The sequence below is a fragment of the Siccibacter turicensis LMG 23730 genome (assembly GCF_000463155.2).
Lineage (GTDB): Bacteria > Pseudomonadota > Gammaproteobacteria > Enterobacterales > Enterobacteriaceae > Siccibacter > Siccibacter turicensis.
Genome location: NZ_AWFZ01000012.1, coordinates 1 through 15,253 on the forward strand (window position 1 = coordinate 1; position 15,253 = coordinate 15,253).

Annotated in this window: 23 protein-coding genes; 7 read left to right on the forward strand and 16 right to left on the reverse strand. The window is 53.4% G+C overall.

The genetic code is table 11. The features are described from left to right. The coding region (locus tag DW58_RS21270) for a hypothetical protein (RefSeq protein WP_235810691.1) at positions 1–206 on the forward strand (206 nt) is incomplete at its 5' end. A gap of 132 nt (positions 207–338) precedes the next feature. Beyond that, a complete protein-coding gene (locus DW58_RS01245; protein ID WP_024549013.1) occupies positions 339–908 on the forward strand; it encodes a gamma carbonic anhydrase family protein in 570 nt (189 codons plus the stop codon). Here the strand turns inward: DW58_RS01245 and DW58_RS01250 are convergent. The 6 genes from DW58_RS01250 to dprA are packed head-to-tail and all read right to left on the reverse strand — an operon-like array spanning position 869 to position 4,654. Beyond that, positions 869–1,126, reverse strand: a complete 258-nt coding sequence (locus DW58_RS01250; RefSeq protein WP_024549014.1) for a DUF1488 family protein — start codon at positions 1,124–1,126, stop codon at positions 869–871. The two genes, DW58_RS01245 and DW58_RS01250, sit on opposite strands and share 40 nt — an antisense overlap. Then, entirely contained in the window at positions 1,123–1,941 is an 819-nt protein-coding gene (gene aroE, locus DW58_RS01255; protein WP_024549015.1) for a shikimate dehydrogenase, read from the reverse strand. The genes DW58_RS01250 and aroE overlap by 4 nt, the downstream gene beginning before the upstream one ends. Before the next feature lie 2 nt (positions 1,942–1,943). Further along, positions 1,944–2,516 carry an L-threonylcarbamoyladenylate synthase type 1 TsaC gene (gene tsaC / locus DW58_RS01260; RefSeq protein ID WP_024549016.1) on the reverse strand — a complete coding sequence of 191 codons (573 nt, stop codon included), beginning with the start codon at positions 2,514–2,516 and terminating at the stop codon, positions 1,944–1,946. Between the two features lie 4 nt (positions 2,517–2,520). Next, positions 2,521–3,063 carry a DNA topoisomerase family protein gene (locus tag DW58_RS19755; RefSeq protein ID WP_024549017.1) on the reverse strand — a complete coding sequence of 181 codons (543 nt, stop codon included), beginning with the start codon at positions 3,061–3,063 and terminating at the stop codon, positions 2,521–2,523. A 21-nt stretch (positions 3,064–3,084) separates the two neighbouring features. Further along, the gene (smg, locus tag DW58_RS01270) at positions 3,085–3,558 is read right to left on the reverse strand and encodes a DUF494 family protein Smg (RefSeq protein ID WP_024549018.1); all 474 of its coding nucleotides are present in this window, start codon (positions 3,556–3,558) and stop codon (positions 3,085–3,087) included. Beyond that, the gene (dprA, locus tag DW58_RS01275; RefSeq protein WP_024549019.1) at positions 3,530–4,654 is read right to left on the reverse strand and encodes a DNA-protecting protein DprA; all 1,125 of its coding nucleotides are present in this window, start codon (positions 4,652–4,654) and stop codon (positions 3,530–3,532) included. The genes smg and dprA overlap by 29 nt, the downstream gene beginning before the upstream one ends. A gap of 128 nt (positions 4,655–4,782) precedes the next feature. Here dprA and def point away from each other — a divergent pair, with 128 nt between their 5' ends. From def to mscL, 5 genes are all read left to right on the forward strand, one after another. Next, complete coding sequence (gene def, locus DW58_RS01280; RefSeq protein WP_024549020.1) at positions 4,783–5,304, forward strand: peptide deformylase; 522 nt, start codon at positions 4,783–4,785, stop codon at positions 5,302–5,304. A 19-nt stretch (positions 5,305–5,323) separates the two neighbouring features. Beyond that, the gene (fmt, locus tag DW58_RS01285; RefSeq protein ID WP_024549021.1) at positions 5,324–6,271 is read left to right on the forward strand and encodes a methionyl-tRNA formyltransferase; all 948 of its coding nucleotides are present in this window, start codon (positions 5,324–5,326) and stop codon (positions 6,269–6,271) included. Between the two features lie 71 nt (positions 6,272–6,342). Continuing rightward, on the forward strand, positions 6,343–7,632 hold the full coding sequence (rsmB, locus tag DW58_RS01290; protein ID WP_024549022.1) for a 16S rRNA (cytosine(967)-C(5))-methyltransferase RsmB: 1,290 nt from the start codon (positions 6,343–6,345) through the stop codon (positions 7,630–7,632). A 40-nt stretch (positions 7,633–7,672) separates the two neighbouring features. Beyond that, positions 7,673–9,049 (forward strand): Trk system potassium transporter TrkA, encoded by a 1,377-nt coding sequence (gene trkA / locus DW58_RS01295; RefSeq protein ID WP_029592225.1) that lies wholly within the window; start codon positions 7,673–7,675, stop codon positions 9,047–9,049. Positions 9,050–9,192: 143 nt separating this feature from the next. Beyond that, positions 9,193–9,603: a large-conductance mechanosensitive channel protein MscL gene (mscL, locus tag DW58_RS01300; RefSeq protein WP_024549515.1), complete on the forward strand. Its 411-nt coding sequence runs from the start codon at positions 9,193–9,195 to the stop codon at positions 9,601–9,603. A 7-nt stretch (positions 9,604–9,610) separates the two neighbouring features. On the opposite strand, the gene DW58_RS01305 is transcribed toward mscL, so the two are convergent. From DW58_RS01305 to secY, 10 genes are all read right to left on the reverse strand, one after another. Further along, the gene (locus tag DW58_RS01305) at positions 9,611–9,817 is read right to left on the reverse strand and encodes an alternative ribosome-rescue factor A (RefSeq protein WP_024549514.1); all 207 of its coding nucleotides are present in this window, start codon (positions 9,815–9,817) and stop codon (positions 9,611–9,613) included. 54 nt (positions 9,818–9,871) lie between these two features. Then, positions 9,872–10,297, reverse strand: a complete 426-nt coding sequence (gene zntR, locus DW58_RS01310; protein WP_024549513.1) for a Zn(2+)-responsive transcriptional regulator — start codon at positions 10,295–10,297, stop codon at positions 9,872–9,874. Further along, entirely contained in the window at positions 10,297–10,668 is a 372-nt protein-coding gene (locus tag DW58_RS01315) for a DnaJ family domain-containing protein (RefSeq protein ID WP_024549512.1), read from the reverse strand. The genes zntR and DW58_RS01315 overlap by 1 nt, the downstream gene beginning before the upstream one ends. Positions 10,669–10,765: 97 nt before the next feature. After that, the gene (rplQ, locus tag DW58_RS01320; RefSeq protein WP_024549511.1) at positions 10,766–11,149 is read right to left on the reverse strand and encodes a 50S ribosomal protein L17; all 384 of its coding nucleotides are present in this window, start codon (positions 11,147–11,149) and stop codon (positions 10,766–10,768) included. A 40-nt stretch (positions 11,150–11,189) separates the two neighbouring features. Beyond that, positions 11,190–12,179, reverse strand: coding sequence for a DNA-directed RNA polymerase subunit alpha (locus DW58_RS01325; protein WP_006817265.1), 990 nt, complete (start codon positions 12,177–12,179; stop codon positions 11,190–11,192). Between the two features lie 25 nt (positions 12,180–12,204). Next, positions 12,205–12,825 (reverse strand): 30S ribosomal protein S4, encoded by a 621-nt coding sequence (gene rpsD, locus DW58_RS01330; RefSeq protein ID WP_024549510.1) that lies wholly within the window; start codon positions 12,823–12,825, stop codon positions 12,205–12,207. Positions 12,826–12,858: 33 nt separating this feature from the next. Next, positions 12,859–13,248: a 30S ribosomal protein S11 gene (rpsK, locus tag DW58_RS01335; RefSeq protein ID WP_002438687.1), complete on the reverse strand. Its 390-nt coding sequence runs from the start codon at positions 13,246–13,248 to the stop codon at positions 12,859–12,861. A 16-nt stretch (positions 13,249–13,264) separates the two neighbouring features. Beyond that, a complete protein-coding gene (rpsM, locus tag DW58_RS01340) occupies positions 13,265–13,621 on the reverse strand; it encodes a 30S ribosomal protein S13 (RefSeq protein ID WP_008457189.1) in 357 nt (118 codons plus the stop codon). Between the two features lie 146 nt (positions 13,622–13,767). Continuing rightward, positions 13,768–13,884 (reverse strand): 50S ribosomal protein L36, encoded by a 117-nt coding sequence (rpmJ, locus tag DW58_RS19760; RefSeq protein WP_000868187.1) that lies wholly within the window; start codon positions 13,882–13,884, stop codon positions 13,768–13,770. A gap of 30 nt (positions 13,885–13,914) precedes the next feature. After that, positions 13,915–15,246 (reverse strand): preprotein translocase subunit SecY, encoded by a 1,332-nt coding sequence (gene secY / locus DW58_RS01345; RefSeq protein ID WP_024549509.1) that lies wholly within the window; start codon positions 15,244–15,246, stop codon positions 13,915–13,917. Between the last annotated feature and the right edge of the window lie 7 nt (positions 15,247–15,253).

The window sequence follows — 15,253 nt, forward strand, 5'->3', positions numbered from 1 at the left end:
GAGCAGTTGCGACGCGGCTTACAGCCTGCTGTCGCGAGGTGGCGTATATTACGCTTTCCTCTTTCAGAGTCAACTTCAATTTTGAAGTTTTTTCTCTGAGTCGCTCCGGCATACGCTGTGAAGTGATTCACTTTGCCGGGTCAACGGAGGCGCATTATAGGGATCCCATTTTTTTGCACAAGCCTTTTTTCGATCTTTTCTTTTAACCGGTGTTTTTTTGCGCTTTCCGTATTGATCCTGTTCGATCTGCTCAAAATTTGAATCATTTCAGGCTTGCGTATGCCTGATAAACCCACCACAGTCTTTCAATCAGCGTATCAATCTATTCAGAGGTGTTTATGGCTGCAGTTTTACGTCCCTATAAAGAGAGCGTCCCGACGCTGGGTGCTCGCGTCATGGTCGACAGCACCAGCGTTGCGATAGGCGATGTCCGGCTGGCGGACGATGTGGGGATTTGGCCCCTGGTCGCCATTCGGGGTGACGTTAACTACGTTTCTGTCGGCGCGCGGACCAATATTCAGGACGGCAGCGTGCTGCACGTCACGCATAAATCCGCCTGGAACCCGGAAGGATTTCCCCTGCTGATTGGTGAAGACGTTACGGTCGGCCATAAAGTGATGCTGCACGGCTGCACGATCGGCAACCGCGTTCTGGTTGGGATGGGATCGATCGTTCTTGATGGCGCCGTGATTGAAGATGAGGTGATGATTGGTGCCGGTAGCCTGGTACCGCAGAACAAACGTCTGGAAAGTGGGTATCTTTATCTGGGAAGCCCGGTCAAACAGATCCGGGCCCTGACGCCCGAGGAACGCGAAGGCTTACTTTATTCTGCGAAGAATTACGTAAAGTGGAAAGATGACTACCTGGCTCAGGATAACCAGAACCAGCCGAACTCATCGTCCTGCTGATTGACGATCAGGCGCTCGGCCTCTTCTTCAAGATCCCAACGGTTGGTCCGGAAAGCAGCCATCCACTGTGCTGGCGTATCGCCCCCGAAGCGGCGCGCCAGCGATTCACCGGCAATTGCACAGCGGCACTGCATTCCGTTAACCAGCGCAGGAAAGCAGACGGCCGCGCGGGTCTCGTCCCACTCTTCCCGATCGGGGAACTGAATTGACTGGTTCACTGAGCAAGCTCTTGCTTCATACGTTCTATAACGGGCCTAACGTCAGGCAGCACGCCATGCCAGAGCAACACCGCATGGGCCGCCTGCCCCACCAGCATCCCCAGACCATCCGCATACTGCAACGCGCCATGATGCTGGCACCATTCCAGGAAAGGCGTCAGGCCATGCTGATAAAACATGTCGTAGCAGCGTACCTGCCCGTTAATCAAGGATGATGGAATAGCCGGCGTTTCGCCCGCAATGCCGCTTGATGTTGCATTGATAATCAGATCGAATTGCTGCCCTTCCAGCGCTTCCAGGGGCAGGGCCTCAACGCTACCGGTGTGGCTGAACAGCGTCGCCAGCGCCTGTGCGCGGGAAAACGTACGGTTGGCGATGGTGACCCGGCACTCCAGCGACAGCAAGGGAAGCAGGACGCCACGCGCCGCGCCGCCCGCACCCACCAGCAGAATACGGTCGCCCGGCTTAATCAACGCCAGACGCTCCAGATCGCTAAGCAACCCAATACCGTCGGTGTTATCACCGAGCAGGCGTCCGTCCTCGAGACGTTTCAGCGTATTTACCGCACCAGCCAGCGCAGCACGTTCGGTTAATTCATCCGCGATCGCAAACGCCTGCTCTTTGAAAGGAACGGTGACGTTCGCGCCTTTTCCACCCGCTTTGAGAAACGCCTCAAGCGTGTCCTGAAACTCATCAAGCGGCGCAAGCAGCCGTCCATAGGGATGAGCGATGCCGAGCTGGCTGGCGAACTGCGCATGGATCGAAGGCGATTTGCTGTGGGCAATCGGGTTACCAATAACAACGAACGTTTCCATCTTTATCCCTGTCGAAAAAGCGCGCCCGTGAGCGCGTCGCGGATCTCAGAGGGGTTCTGTCTGCCCCCTGTTTCGCCTTTGAGCACCGGGAAGGCTTCGCCAAACTGGGCTACCACTTCCTCTACGGTACGGCATGGCGGCTGTCCGCTCAGGTTGGCGCTGGTTGATACCAGCGGTTTGCCATAGGCGTTACACAATGCCACCACCAGCGGGTGGTCGGTGACGCGTACGGCGAGGGAGTCAAATTTGCCGGTAAGCCAGCGTGGCGTCGTAGGCTTAGCGGGAAAGACAAACGTCACCGGACCAGGCCAGCAGGCAAAAATCGCAGCGCGCTGGCTTTCGGTGAGCATGGAATCATCTATATAGGGCAGCAGCTGCTCAAAACTCGCGGCGATGAGGATCAACCCTTTTTCCATCGGGCGCTGTTTGAGTTCCAGCAGGCGCATGACCGCCGTTTCGCTATCCGGATCGCAGCCGACACCAAAAACGGCTTCGGTAGGGTAAGCGATAACACGCTCTTCGTTTAAAACAGCGATGGTATCGTTGAGCGTGCTTGTATGCAGGTTTGTATTCACAGTCTTATTCTGCCGTTACCGGCTTTCCACATTGTTTGCTGGCACAGAAGCGTTTTACGCCCTGCGCGGTTTTCTTTTCAATAAGCAGGGGATAGTGACACGCAGGACACTCCCCCGCGACCGGTTTGAAATTGATAACGAACTGGCACTCCGGGTAGCGATCGCAGGAGTGGAAGGTTTTACCGAAGCGGGAACGACGTTGTACCAGCTGCCCACGCTGGCACTGCGGGCAGGCGATAGAGGTGTCATCCGGCTTATCGATAATTTCAGTATGTCCGCACTCGGGATAGTTGCTGCATCCGATGAACATACCAAAGCGCCCCTGGCGGAGTACCAGCGTGGCGCTGCATTCTGGACACTGTTGCCCCTCCAGAACTTTAACGATATGCCCGTCGGCCTGACTTTTCAGAGGACGAACATAATCGCATTCCGGATAGTTTGAACAACCCTGAAACGGACCGTGCTTGCCGGTCCTGATGACGAGTTCAGCCCCGCACTGTGGGCAGGGCTCACTGTTACGCACCGTAAAGAGTGCTGATTTGGCCATAGCTATTCTGCTGCCCTCAAATTAGTGCAGCATACCTTCATTTACTTCGAAGAGTAATTCTTCCATCTGTTGATAGGCGTTTTCGCACCCCGGTAAATTGAACAGCACCATTAGCACCACCCACTTCAGATCCTCAAGATCGAAGTCTGTGGTATCCAGCGCCATAATACGTTCAATCACCATTTCACGCGTTTCGAGGTTCAGCACCTGAATTTGTTCCAGGAATAGCAGGAATCCCCGGCAGTTGGCATCCAGCCGCTGGCACTCTTCGGCGGTATAGATGCGCACGGAGAGCGGATCGGATGCAAGCTGCATCGGTTCGACCAGCCCATCCTGATAATCTGCCAATTTTTCAAGCCACAACAACGCGTTATAAATATCCTCGCGATCAAAACCTGCTTCAGCCAGATCGGTTGTCAATTTATCCTGGTCCACACGCATTTCTGCTTCGTTATGTATGTAGGTTTCAAATAAATACATTAGTACGTCGAACATGGCTTGCCCTCCTCAATCGGACATAGCCGCCGGGTACAGCTGCGATCCACCCTGCTAACTCCAGTTCGAGTAGCTGTGCTACCGTTACTGGCACAGGCTGGCCGGCACGTTCAGCGACGACGTCAACAGGTGTAACCTCATCTCCTACGTTAGCCAACAGCTTCGGAAATGGCAATGGAGGCTCCGGCTCATTTAACGAATTATTGCTAAATTTTTCCGCTAAATGGAGCCAGCGCAATTCACCATGTAAATATTCGAGGATATCTTCCGGCTGTGAAACCAGCACCGCGCCCTGTTTGATAAGCGCGTGAGTCCCCTCACTACCGGGGTTGCCGAGCGGTCCGGGTAAAGCGAAAACCTCGCGTCCTTGCTCTAACGCATAACGTGCCGTTATCAGTGAGCCGCTGCGACACGACGCCTCCACCACGAAGGTGCCCACGCTCAGTCCGCTGATGATTCGGTTACGACGCGGAAAATTTCCAGGCCAGGGGGTTGTGGTCAGTGGAAACTCCGACACCAGCGCTCCGCCGCTCGCCACAATGTGCTGCGCCAGGCGCGCATGTCGTTTCGGATACATATGATTAAACCCGCTGCCCGGCACGGCGACGGTTTTCCCTTTAACCGCCAGCGCAGCCCGGTGAGCAATGCCATCAATGCCTAACGCCAGCCCGCTGGTGAGCGTCATGCCGGCCGCCGCCAGCGTCTCACAGAATGTGCGTCCCCACTGCTCGCCGTACCAGGAGTGGTTCCGGCTGCCCACCACCGCCAGCTGCACATCAATCAGGATGGTTGGATCGCCATCCACCAGCAGCGCGCCGGGAAACCAGCTGATGGCGCGCAGCTGTGGCGGGTAAGCCGCATCATCGGCGGTCAACAGAAAATGGTTGGGCGCATCAAGCCACTGCAGCGCGTCCTCAATCTCTTTTTCCGAGGGTTTAAGGAAGTGGGCGATCTGTACGGCGGTAAGCCCCGGGCACAGGTGAATATCCGCCGGCTTCACCGCATCACGCGTCATGAAAGCGGCCACGCGCAGCATCTGTTCGCCGTTAAAAGAGGGCACCGCCATCAGACGTAGCCATAACTCGGTTGGTGACATTCCATTTCCCCCGGCCATCATGCGTTTCCTGTCCTGACGACTGGCTACGGATGCTGTCAATCAAGGGGGGATTTGTCTAGAATAGAGGTAAGAATCTTATCAACTCCTGAATACAGCTCTGGATAAATATGTCAGTTTTGCAGGTATTACATATTCCGGACGAGCGGCTTCGCATTGTCGCTGAACCGGTTAAAGAAGTGGATGCGGAAATTCAGCGTATCGTCGATGATATGTTTGAAACCATGTATGCCGAAGAGGGCATTGGTCTTGCTGCCACGCAGGTAGACATTCATCAGCGCATTATCGTTATTGATGTCTCCGAGAATCGTGATGAACGCCTGGTATTGATCAACCCGGAACTGCTTGAGAAATCAGGCGAAACGGGCATCGAAGAAGGCTGCCTGTCGATTCCGGAACAGCGTGCTTTCGTACCGCGCGCCGAGAAAGTGAAAATCCGCGCGCTCGATCGCGAAGGTAAAAGCTACGAGCTCGAAGCGGACGGCCTGCTGGCAATCTGTATCCAGCATGAAATGGATCACCTCGTCGGTAAGCTTTTCATCGATTACCTCTCGCCGATGAAGCGCCAGCGTATTCGTCAGAAAGTAGAGAAGCTCGACCGCATGAATAACAAATCGCGTTCGGCAAGCTAACACCGAGACAAGGAACAACGTGTCCGATTCATTACGTATTATTTTCGCCGGTACACCGGACTTCGCAGCGCATCATCTTGATGCGCTGCTCGCGTCTGCGCACCAGGTAGTCGGGGTATTCACGCAACCCGATCGCCCCGCCGGACGTGGAAAAAAACTGATGCCCTCCCCGGTCAAAGTGCTGGCGCAGGAACACAACGTCCCGGTATTCCAGCCGGCCTCGTTGCGCCCTGCCGAGAACCAGCAGCTGATTGCCGATCTAAACGCTGACGTGATGGTGGTAGTGGCCTACGGACTGATCCTGCCAAAGGCGGTGCTTGATATGCCGCGTCTGGGCTGCATCAACGTACACGGCTCGCTGCTGCCACGGTGGCGCGGCGCGGCGCCTATCCAGCGTTCGCTCTGGGCGGGTGACGCTGAAACGGGTGTCACCATCATGCAGATGGACGTGGGGCTGGATACGGGCGATATGCTGTACAAGCTCTCCTGCCCTATCACCGCCCAGGACACCAGCGCTACGTTGTACGACAAGCTGGCCGGCCTCGGTCCGCAGGGGTTGCTTAAAACCCTGCGCCAGCTGGCAACAGGTGAGGCACAGCCGGAAGTTCAGGACGACACCCTGGTGACCTACGCTGAGAAGCTCAGTAAAGAAGAAGCGCGCCTCGACTGGCGCTTACCGGCCGAGCAGCTTGAGCGCTGTATCCGCGCGTTTAACCCGTGGCCTGTGAGCTACTTCATCATTGACGAGCAGCCGGTGAAGGTCTGGAAAGCGTCGGTGCTGGAAACGGAATCTTCAGCGGCGCCTGGCACTATCCTTGATGCCGGCAAGCAGGGCATTCAGATTGCGACGGCACGCGGCGTACTGAATATCGAAGAACTTCAGCCTGCCGGCAAAAAAGCGATGAAAGCACACGAGCTGCTGAATTCGCGTCGGGAATGGTTTACTCCCGGTTCCGTTCTTGCCTGATACAGGCATTGTGAGTGCCCGGCATTTCCGGGCATTTTTCTTTCTGATTCTTGTCAGTTCAAATTCCAGCTATGAAAAAATCAATTAATCTTCGAAGTCTGGCGGCCCAGGCCGTTGAGCAGGTGGTCGAAAAAGGGCAGTCGCTCAGTAACGTGCTGCCTGGACTCCAGCAAAAAGTATCAGAAAAAGATAAAGCCCTGTTGCAGGAGCTCTGCTTTGGCGTTTTGCGAACGCTGCCTCAGCTGGAGTGGCTCATCGGTAAGCTGATGTCGCGCCCGATGACTGGTAAACAGCGCACCATCCATTATCTGATCATGGTTGGGCTCTATCAGATGCTGTATACCCGCATTCCACCTCACGCCGCACTGGCAGAAACCGTGGAAGGCGCCATTGCCATTAAACGTCCTCAGTTTAAGGGGCTTATTAATGGCGTGCTGCGTCAGTTCCAGCGCCAGCAGGAAGCGTTGACCGCCGAAGCGCAGGCGCACGACAGCCGCTATCTGCATCCTGCCTGGCTTCTGGCGCGGTTGAAGGCGGCCTGGCCTCAGCAGTGGGAATCCGTTATCGAGGCGAATAACCAGCGCCCGCCAATGTGGCTGCGCGTGAATCGTCAGCACCATACCCGTGATGGCTGGCTTGCGCTGCTTGAAGAGGCAGGGATAACGGGCTTTACGCACCCGTCCTACCCTGACGCAGTACGGCTTGAAAGCCCCTGCGCGGTTCAGGCGCTGCCCGGATTTGAAAAGGGATGGGTGACGGTTCAGGACGCCTCTGCTCAGGGCTGCGTTACGCTTCTCGATCCGCAGGACGGCGAGTCGATTCTCGACCTGTGCGCCGCACCCGGTGGCAAAACCACACATATTCTGGAAGCGGCCCCGCAGGCCAACGTCATGGCGGTGGACGTTGACGACACCCGACTCTCACGCGTCTATGACAACCTCAAGCGGTTAGGAATGCGCGCCGAAGTGAAGCAGGGCGACGGACGCGATCCTGCAAGCTGGTGCGGTGATAAACAGTTCGATCGCATTCTGCTTGATGCGCCCTGTTCGGCAACCGGCGTGATTCGCCGCCATCCGGATATTAAATGGCTGCGACGCGACAGGGACATCGCTGAACTGGCCCAGCTCCAGTCTGCGATTCTGGATGCTATCTGGCCACATCTGAAGCCTGGCGGTACGCTGCTCTACGCCACCTGTTCCGTGCTTCCTGAAGAGAACAGCGAACAGATCGCGCGCTTTCTTACCCGCACGCCGGATGCCCGTCTGGTTGACACCGGGACACCGGCGCAGCCTGGCCTGCAAAACCTGCCGGCCGCCACCGAAGGCGACGGCTTCTTTTACGCTAAGCTAATCAAACAGTGAGGGGCAATGCCCCCTCCCGGCTGACTGAGATGCGAAACCAATGAAAATAATCATTCTGGGTGCAGGCCAGGTAGGCGGCACACTGGCGGAAAACCTGGTAGGCGAAAACAATGACATCACCGTGGTCGATACCAACGGTGAGCGTTTACGTGTTTTGCAGGATAAGTTCGACCTGCGCGTCGTTCAGGGCCACGGCTCACATCCACGCGTATTGCGTGAGGCCGGCGCCGATGATGCAGATATGCTGGTTGCGGTAACCAGCTCCGATGAAACCAACATGGTTGCCTGCCAGGTGGCCTATTCGCTGTTCAATACGCCCAATCGCATTGCGCGTATCCGTGCGCCTGATTATGTTCGCGATGCGGAAAAGCTGTTTAACGCGGAAGCCGTGCCGATTGACCATCTCATCGCGCCGGAACAGTTAGTTATCGACAACATCCATCGTCTTATCGAGTACCCCGGCGCGCTGCAGGTGGTTAATTTTGCCGAGGGGAAAGTGAGTCTTGCGGTGGTCAAAGCCTATTACGGTGGGCCGCTGGTGGGAAATGCGCTTTCAACAATGCGCGAACATATGCCGCATATCGATACCCGCGTGGCAGCAATCTTTCGTCATGACCGTCCTATTCGTCCACAGGGCTCAACCATCGTGGAAGCGGGCGATGAAGTATTTTTTATCGCCGCATCGCAACATATCAGAGCGGTGATGAGCGAACTGCAGCGCCTCGAAAAACCCTATAAGCGCATTATGCTGGTTGGCGGCGGAAATATCGGCGCCGGGCTGGCGCAGAAGCTGGAAAAGAATTACAGCGTGAAACTGATCGAACGCGATCAGCAGCGAGCCGCGGAGCTGGCGGAAAAGCTTCAGAATACCATCGTGTTTTTCGGCGATGCGTCGGATCAGGAGCTGCTCGCTGAAGAGCATATTGATCAGGTTGATCTGTTTATCGCCGTCACGAACGATGACGAAGCGAATATCATGTCGGCGATGCTGGCCAAGCGCATGGGTGCAAGAAAAGTGATGGTGCTTATTCAGCGCAAAGCCTATGTCGATCTGGTACAGGGGAGCGTGATTGATATTGCCATTTCTCCGCAACAGGCAACAATTTCTGCCCTGCTCGGACACGTACGCAAAGCGGATATCGTAGGTGTTTCTTCGCTGCGCCGCGGCGTTGCCGAGGCCATTGAAGCCGTTGCCCATGGCGATGAAAGTACCTCGCGCGTGGTGGGCCGTGTTATTGACGATATTAAACTGCCGCCCGGGACAATCATTGGCGCAGTCGTACGCGGAAACGACGTCATGATTGCGAATGATAATTTGCGTATCGAGCAGGGCGACCATGTAATTATGTTCTTAACGGATAAAAAATTCGTCACCGACGTGGAACGCCTTTTCCAGCCAAGCCCCTTCTTCCTTTAAAAAAACAGAGCGGTTATGCCGCTCTGCTAATATTTCCCTTTGAAATATCAGGTTTTATTATCTGATCACCCCAGCGCGAATAAATTGAAAACGCGAGATCCTTTGTTAGACTTAACAGCATCCGCAGGAATAAGGAGTCAAAAATGAGTTTTTTAAAAGAGTTTCGCGAATTCGCTATGCGCGGAAACGTGGTCGACTTGGCAGTGGGTGTCATTATCGGTGCGGCGTTCGGTAAAATCGTCTCATCTCTGGTAGCCGATATTATTATGCCACCGTTAGGTTTGCTGATTGGCGGGGTAGATTTTAAACAGTTTGCGTGGACGCTGCGTCCGGCCCTGGGCGATACCCCAGCCGTCGTGATGCATTACGGCGTATTTATTCAGAATATTTTTGATTTTATTATTGTCGCTTTCGCGATCTTCCTGGCTATTAAGCTGATGAATAAACTGCATCGCAAAAAAGAAGAGCCGAAAGCCGCACCGGCGCCTTCTAAAGAGCAGGTACTGCTGAGCGAAATTCGCGATTTACTGAAAGAGCAAAATAACCGTCCTTAACAGGACGTTAAAGCCAGAAGGCCAGGGGTAAAATAACCTTAATTATTTTGCCGCTGGCCTCCCAGTTTTGCTGCTTTGCATGTTTCCCCTTACGCTGAAAGCTTCCTTTCCCCTTCTGATTTTTTTCAACGCGCTGTCTGAAAAGCGGGTCATGAAGTAACGCCTCGATGGCATTGTCATTGATCTTGCCTTTGGTATGTTGATACCGGCTCATAGAGATTCTCCTTAGTAGATTGCGGCGAAATTGTAGTCACGAGCGTCAGCGAATTCAACGCTGTGGATGAAAATCTTTCGCGCCTTGCTCAATCGCTTCCAGAATGGAACATGACACGCTGCTGTGCGCCGTACCGCAGCACGCATCGTTGAGACGTTGCAAAGAGCGCTGCATTTTTTGCAGCTCCTGAATGCGGCTCGACACTTCCTGCAATCGCAGCTGCACAATTGCTTTTGACTCCTGACAAGTGTGATGTTCGGGATCGATGCGGATCGACAGCAATTCGCGAATCGCCTCAAGCGTGAACCCCATCTCTCGGGCATAGCGAATAAACTTCAGACGCTGGAGATCGTCATCGTCGTACAGCCTGAAGCCACCTTCAGTACGACCATTGTGCGCCATCATGTGCTGCTTTTCGTAATAGCGTACGGTATCGGGCGTGACGTCCGCTCGCTTTGCTAATTCACCAATGCGATACATTACTCATCTCCCGAATGATTATTGAAAATGCGCTGAGCATAATCGCCGCGTAAAAAATCGGTATTCACGCCGGCCTGTATCAGTTTCAACTTAAGCAGAGCAAGACGTTTACTCAGGGTGGCGTGTTGAGGATCGGAAGGCTGTAGCGAGTGGAGTAAATCCTGAAGCTGTACCACTTCCCGACGCTGTTCCAGCTCAGGAGGTAAGCAGCCTGCATTTTTCAGGAGCCGATATCCTGCGCGTAGCTCTGGCGGGACGTGGGAGTCATCGTCCAGGATAAGCTTCTTACCGGCGCCAGCAAGATTATCGAGGTCACCGTTTCGCATCGCGTCAACAATGTGCCGCTCTGCCCATTGATCGAGTAGCGTCATCACCCCTCCCTTCATCCTGCTTAATTAAGAATGAAACATAGCCCAAAAAAAAGATAAAAAAAAAACCCGCCGAGGCGGGTTTTTTTGTTGCTACAGATTACTCTGCAGCTGCTTCTGTTTTTTCAGCGCGATCAACCAGCTCGATGTAAGCCATCGGCGCGTTGTCACCTGCACGGAAGCCACACTTCAGAATGCGAGTGTAACCACCGGCACGGGCCGCAAAACGCGGACCCAGCTCGTTAAACAGTTTTGCCACGATCTCGTTATCACGAGTGCGGGCGAATGCCAGACGACGATTAGCAACGCTATCAGTCTTGGCAAGAGTAATCAGCGGCTCAACTACGCGACGCAGCTCTTTCGCTTTAGGCAGGGTCGTCTTGATGATCTCATGACGAACCAGAGAACCTGCCATGTTGCGGAACATAGCCTGGCGATGGCTGCTGTTGCGGTTCAGTTGACGACCACTCTTACGATGGCGCATGACCTTATCCTTCTCAGTAAAACCTTAACCTGTGATCCGGTTACTCGTCAGCAATGCTTGCCGGTGGCCAGTTTTCCAGGCGCATGCCCAGAGAAAGACCACGGGAGGCCAGCACGTCTTTAATCTCAGTAAGAGATTTTTTACCAAGGTTAGGCGTTTTGAGCAGCTCAACCTCGGTACGCTGTACCAGATCACCGATATAGTGGATAGCTTCTGCCTTAAGGCAGTTAGCAGAGCGGACAGTCAATTCCAGATCGTCAACAGGGCGCAGCAGGATCGGATCGAACTCTGGTTTCTCTTCTTTAACTTCTGGCTGACGAACATCACGTAAGTCAACGAAAGCTTCAAGTTGTTCTGCCAGAATGGTCGCCGCACGACGAATCGCCTCTTCAGGATCGATTGTGCCATTGGTTTCCATTTCGATGACCAGCTTGTCCAGGTCGGTACGCTGTTCAACACGCGCTGCTTCAACATTGTAGGCAATACGCTCTACAGGGCTGTAGCAAGCGTCGACCAACAGACGGCCGATCGGGCGCTCATCTTCTTCCGAATGAATTCGGGCAGATGCCGGCACATAACCGCGACCGCGCTGAACTTTGATACGCATGCTGATAGCTGCGTTCTCATCGGTCAGGTGGCAGATCACGTGCTGCGGCTTGACGATTTCGACATCACCATCATGGGTGATGTCGGCTGCGGTTACAGGGCCAATGCCAGATTTATTCAAAGTAAGAATAACTTCATCTTTACCTTGAACTTTCACCGCCAGCCCTTTCAGGTTGAGCAGGATCTCCAGGATATCTTCCTGAACGCCTTCTTTGGTGCTGTACTCATGTAGTACACCATCAATCTCAACCTCGGTCACCGCGCAACCCGGCATCGACGAAAGCAGAATACGGCGCAGTGCGTTACCCAGAGTATGGCCAAAGCCACGCTCTAAAGGCTCAAGGGTCACCTTGGCGTGCGTCGAACTCACTTGCTCGATATCTACCAGGCGCGGTTTTAGAAACTCTGTCACAGAACCCTGCATTGTGTCCTCTCTTTGGTACTAAGCTTTACTTGGAGTAAAGCTCGACGATCAGGTGTTCGTTAATGTCCGCAGACAGATCAGAACGCTCCGGCTTACGCTTGAACGTGCCTTCCATCTTGCCAGCATCAACTTCCAGCCAGGTTGGCTTTTCACGCTGCTCAGCCAGCTCCAGAGCGGCCTTCACGCGAGATTGCTTTTTGGCTTTCTCACGGATGCTGACTACGTCATTCGGAGTTACCTGATAAGAAGCGATGTTAACAACGCGGCCGTTTACCATGATTGCTTTATGGCTAACGAGCTGACGTGCTTCTGCGCGAGTTGCGCCAAAGCCCATGCGATATACAACGTTGTCCAGACGACCTTCCAGCAGAGCGAGCAGGTTTTCACCTGTGTTGCCTTTCAGACGAGCTGCTTCTTTGTAGTAGTTACGGAACTGACGCTCCAGCACACCGTACATACGGCGAACTTTTTGCTTTTCACGCAACTGCACACCATAGTCAGACAGACGCGGTTTACGCGCACCGTGCTGGCCAGGAGCTTGTTCAATTTTACACTTGGTATCGATCGCGCGAACGCCAGACTTAAGGAACAGGTCTGTGCCCTCACGACGGCTCAGCTTGAGCTTAGGACCCAAATATCTTGCCATTTTCTTTCTCCAACATTCCTAAAAAAACGGGCGTTATACGCGACGTTTTTTCGGCGGACGACAACCGTTGTGAGGGATCGGAGTCACATCAGTAATATTAGTGATGCGGAAACCAGCGGCGTTCAGAGCACGAATAGTTGATTCGCGGCCCGGACCCGGTCCCTTAACCATAACTTCCAGGTTCTTGATACCGTATTCTTTCACGGCTTCAGCGCAACGCTCTGCTGCAACCTGAGCTGCGAACGGAGTGGATTTGCGAGAACCACGGAAACCGGAACCACCGGCAGTTGCCCAACCCAAAGCGTTACCCTGACGATCAGTAATAGTAACGATGGTGTTGTTGAAAGAAGCATGGACATGAGCCACGCCGTCAGAGACTTGTTTTCTTACACGTTTACGTGCACGAATTGGTGCCTTTGCCATTATTCAATCACCCCGATTATTTCTTGATCGGTTTGCGCGGACCCTTACGGGTACGTGCGTTGGTCTTAGTACGCTGTCCGCGCACTGGCAGACCACGACGATGACGCAAACCGCGATAGCAACCAAGGTCCATAAGGCGCTTGATGCTCATGCTAACTTCACGGCGCAGATCACCTTCAACGACAAATTTGGCAACTTCGTCACGCAGCGTGTCGATTTGTTCTTCAGACAGCTCACTGATCTTAACATCTTCAGCGATGCCCGCCGCAGCACAGATAGCTTTGGAACGGGTTTTGCCGACACCATAGATCGAAGTTAATGCGATCACGGCGTGTTTTTGATCAGGAATGTTAATGCCTGCTATACGGGCCACTATGCACTCCTACTATTTGATAAGCACGCACCATGCTGAAAAGCCCGTTTTCAGGATACTCAAATGGATACGTACAGACATACAAAAGATTGGCTGGCTAATCTAGCCAGCTCAACCCGACTTTGCAAGAAAAATATGCGAGATAATCAGCCTTGACGCTGTTTATGCTTCGGCTCGGCACTGCAAATCACACGGATGACGCCATCACGTTTAACGATTTTGCAGTTACGGCATAATTTCTTGACGGAAGCACGAACTTTCATTTTTACTCTCCGTAACTTCTCAAGCGCCTTTTATCGGCCATAGCCTTTGAGGTTCGCTTTCTTCAATGCAGACTCATACTGACTGGACATCATCAGAGTTTGCACTTGAGCCATAAAGTCCATGATGACAACAACGACGATTAACAGTGAAGTACCACCGAAGTAGAACGGCACCTTCATCGCATCGCGCATGAACTCCGGGATCAGGCAAATAAAAGTAATATAAAGCGCACCGACCAGAGTCAGGCGGGTCATTACTTTATCAATATACTTCGCCGTTTGCTCTCCCGGACGAATTCCTGGTACAAATGCACCGGACTTCTTCAGGTTATCTGCTGTTTCACGCGGGTTGAAAACCAACGCCGTGTAGAAGAAACAGAAGAAGATGATTGCAGACGCATAGAGTAACACATAAAGCGGTTGCCCAGGCTGCAAATACAGCGAAATTGTTGTCAGCCAGTTCCAACCAGTACCGCCCCCGAACCATGACGCGATGGTCGCCGGGAACAGAATAATACTGGAAGCGAAGATTGCCGGGATTACACCAGCCATATTCACTTTCAGCGGTAAATGTGTGCTCTGTGCAGCATAAACACGACGCCCTTGCTGACGTTTGGCGTAGTTAACGACGATACGACGCTGGCCACGTTCAACGAATACAACAAAGAAAGTCACTGCAAATACCAATACTGCAACCAACAGCAACAGGAGGAAGTGCAGGTCGCCCTGCCGCGCTTGCTCGATAGTGTGGGCGATAGCTGGCGGGAGACCCGCAACAATACCGGCGAAGATTATGATTGAGATACCGTTACCGATACCGCGTTCTGTAATCTGTTCGCCCAGCCACATCAGGAACATCGTTCCTGTTACCAGACTAACAACAGCGGTGAAATAGAATGCAAAGCCTGGATTCATCACCAGGCCTTGCATACCAGGCATATTCGGCAGACCGGTTGCGATACCGATCGACTGAAATATTGCCAGCACCAGAGTACCGTAGCGGGTGTACTGGCTGATCTTACGACGACCAGACTCCCCTTCTTTCTTAATTTCCGCCAGGGTCGGATGGACCACTGTCAGAAGCTGGATAATGATCGATGCCGAAATATACGGCATGATACCCAGAGCAAAGATAGAAGCACGGCTGAGTGCACCACCAGAGAACATGTTGAACATTTCAATGATGGTGCCTCGCTGTTGCTCAAGCAGTTTGGCAAGTACAGCGGCATCAATACCAGGGATCGGAATAAAAGAACCAATACGGAACACAATCAGCGCACCGATAACAAACAAAAGTCTGCGTTTCAGCTCGCCGAGGCCGCCTTTAGCACTTTGAAAATCTAATCCCGGTTGCTTTGCCATCTGCTAC

Bases quoted from the DNA above. Each gene is read 5' to 3' on its own strand.
- DW58_RS01245 (WP_024549013.1), top strand. From the start codon at position 339: ATGGCTGCAGTTTTACGTCCCTATAAAGAGAGCGTCCCGACGCTGGGT.
- aroE (WP_024549015.1), bottom strand. From the start codon at position 1,941: ATGGAAACGTTCGTTGTTATTGGTAACCCGATTGCCCACAGCAAATCG.
- DW58_RS19755 (WP_024549017.1), bottom strand. From the start codon at position 3,063: ATGGCCAAATCAGCACTCTTTACGGTGCGTAACAGTGAGCCCTGCCCA.
- smg (WP_024549018.1), bottom strand. From the start codon at position 3,558: ATGTTCGACGTACTAATGTATTTATTTGAAACCTACATACATAACGAA.
- dprA (WP_024549019.1), bottom strand. From the start codon at position 4,654: ATGTCACCAACCGAGTTATGGCTACGTCTGATGGCGGTGCCCTCTTTT.
- def (WP_024549020.1), top strand. From the start codon at position 4,783: ATGTCAGTTTTGCAGGTATTACATATTCCGGACGAGCGGCTTCGCATT.
- rsmB (WP_024549022.1), top strand. From the start codon at position 6,343: ATGAAAAAATCAATTAATCTTCGAAGTCTGGCGGCCCAGGCCGTTGAG.
- trkA (WP_029592225.1), top strand. From the start codon at position 7,673: ATGAAAATAATCATTCTGGGTGCAGGCCAGGTAGGCGGCACACTGGCG.
- mscL (WP_024549515.1), top strand. From the start codon at position 9,193: ATGAGTTTTTTAAAAGAGTTTCGCGAATTCGCTATGCGCGGAAACGTG.
- DW58_RS01305 (WP_024549514.1), bottom strand. From the start codon at position 9,817: ATGAGCCGGTATCAACATACCAAAGGCAAGATCAATGACAATGCCATC.
- zntR (WP_024549513.1), bottom strand. From the start codon at position 10,297: ATGTATCGCATTGGTGAATTAGCAAAGCGAGCGGACGTCACGCCCGAT.
- DW58_RS01315 (WP_024549512.1), bottom strand. From the start codon at position 10,668: ATGACGCTACTCGATCAATGGGCAGAGCGGCACATTGTTGACGCGATG.
- rplQ (WP_024549511.1), bottom strand. From the start codon at position 11,149: ATGCGCCATCGTAAGAGTGGTCGTCAACTGAACCGCAACAGCAGCCAT.
- DW58_RS01325 (WP_006817265.1), bottom strand. From the start codon at position 12,179: ATGCAGGGTTCTGTGACAGAGTTTCTAAAACCGCGCCTGGTAGATATC.
- rpsD (WP_024549510.1), bottom strand. From the start codon at position 12,825: ATGGCAAGATATTTGGGTCCTAAGCTCAAGCTGAGCCGTCGTGAGGGC.
- rpsK (WP_002438687.1), bottom strand. From the start codon at position 13,248: ATGGCAAAGGCACCAATTCGTGCACGTAAACGTGTAAGAAAACAAGTC.
- rpmJ (WP_000868187.1), bottom strand. From the start codon at position 13,884: ATGAAAGTTCGTGCTTCCGTCAAGAAATTATGCCGTAACTGCAAAATC.
- secY (WP_024549509.1), bottom strand. From the start codon at position 15,246: ATGGCAAAGCAACCGGGATTAGATTTTCAAAGTGCTAAAGGCGGCCTC.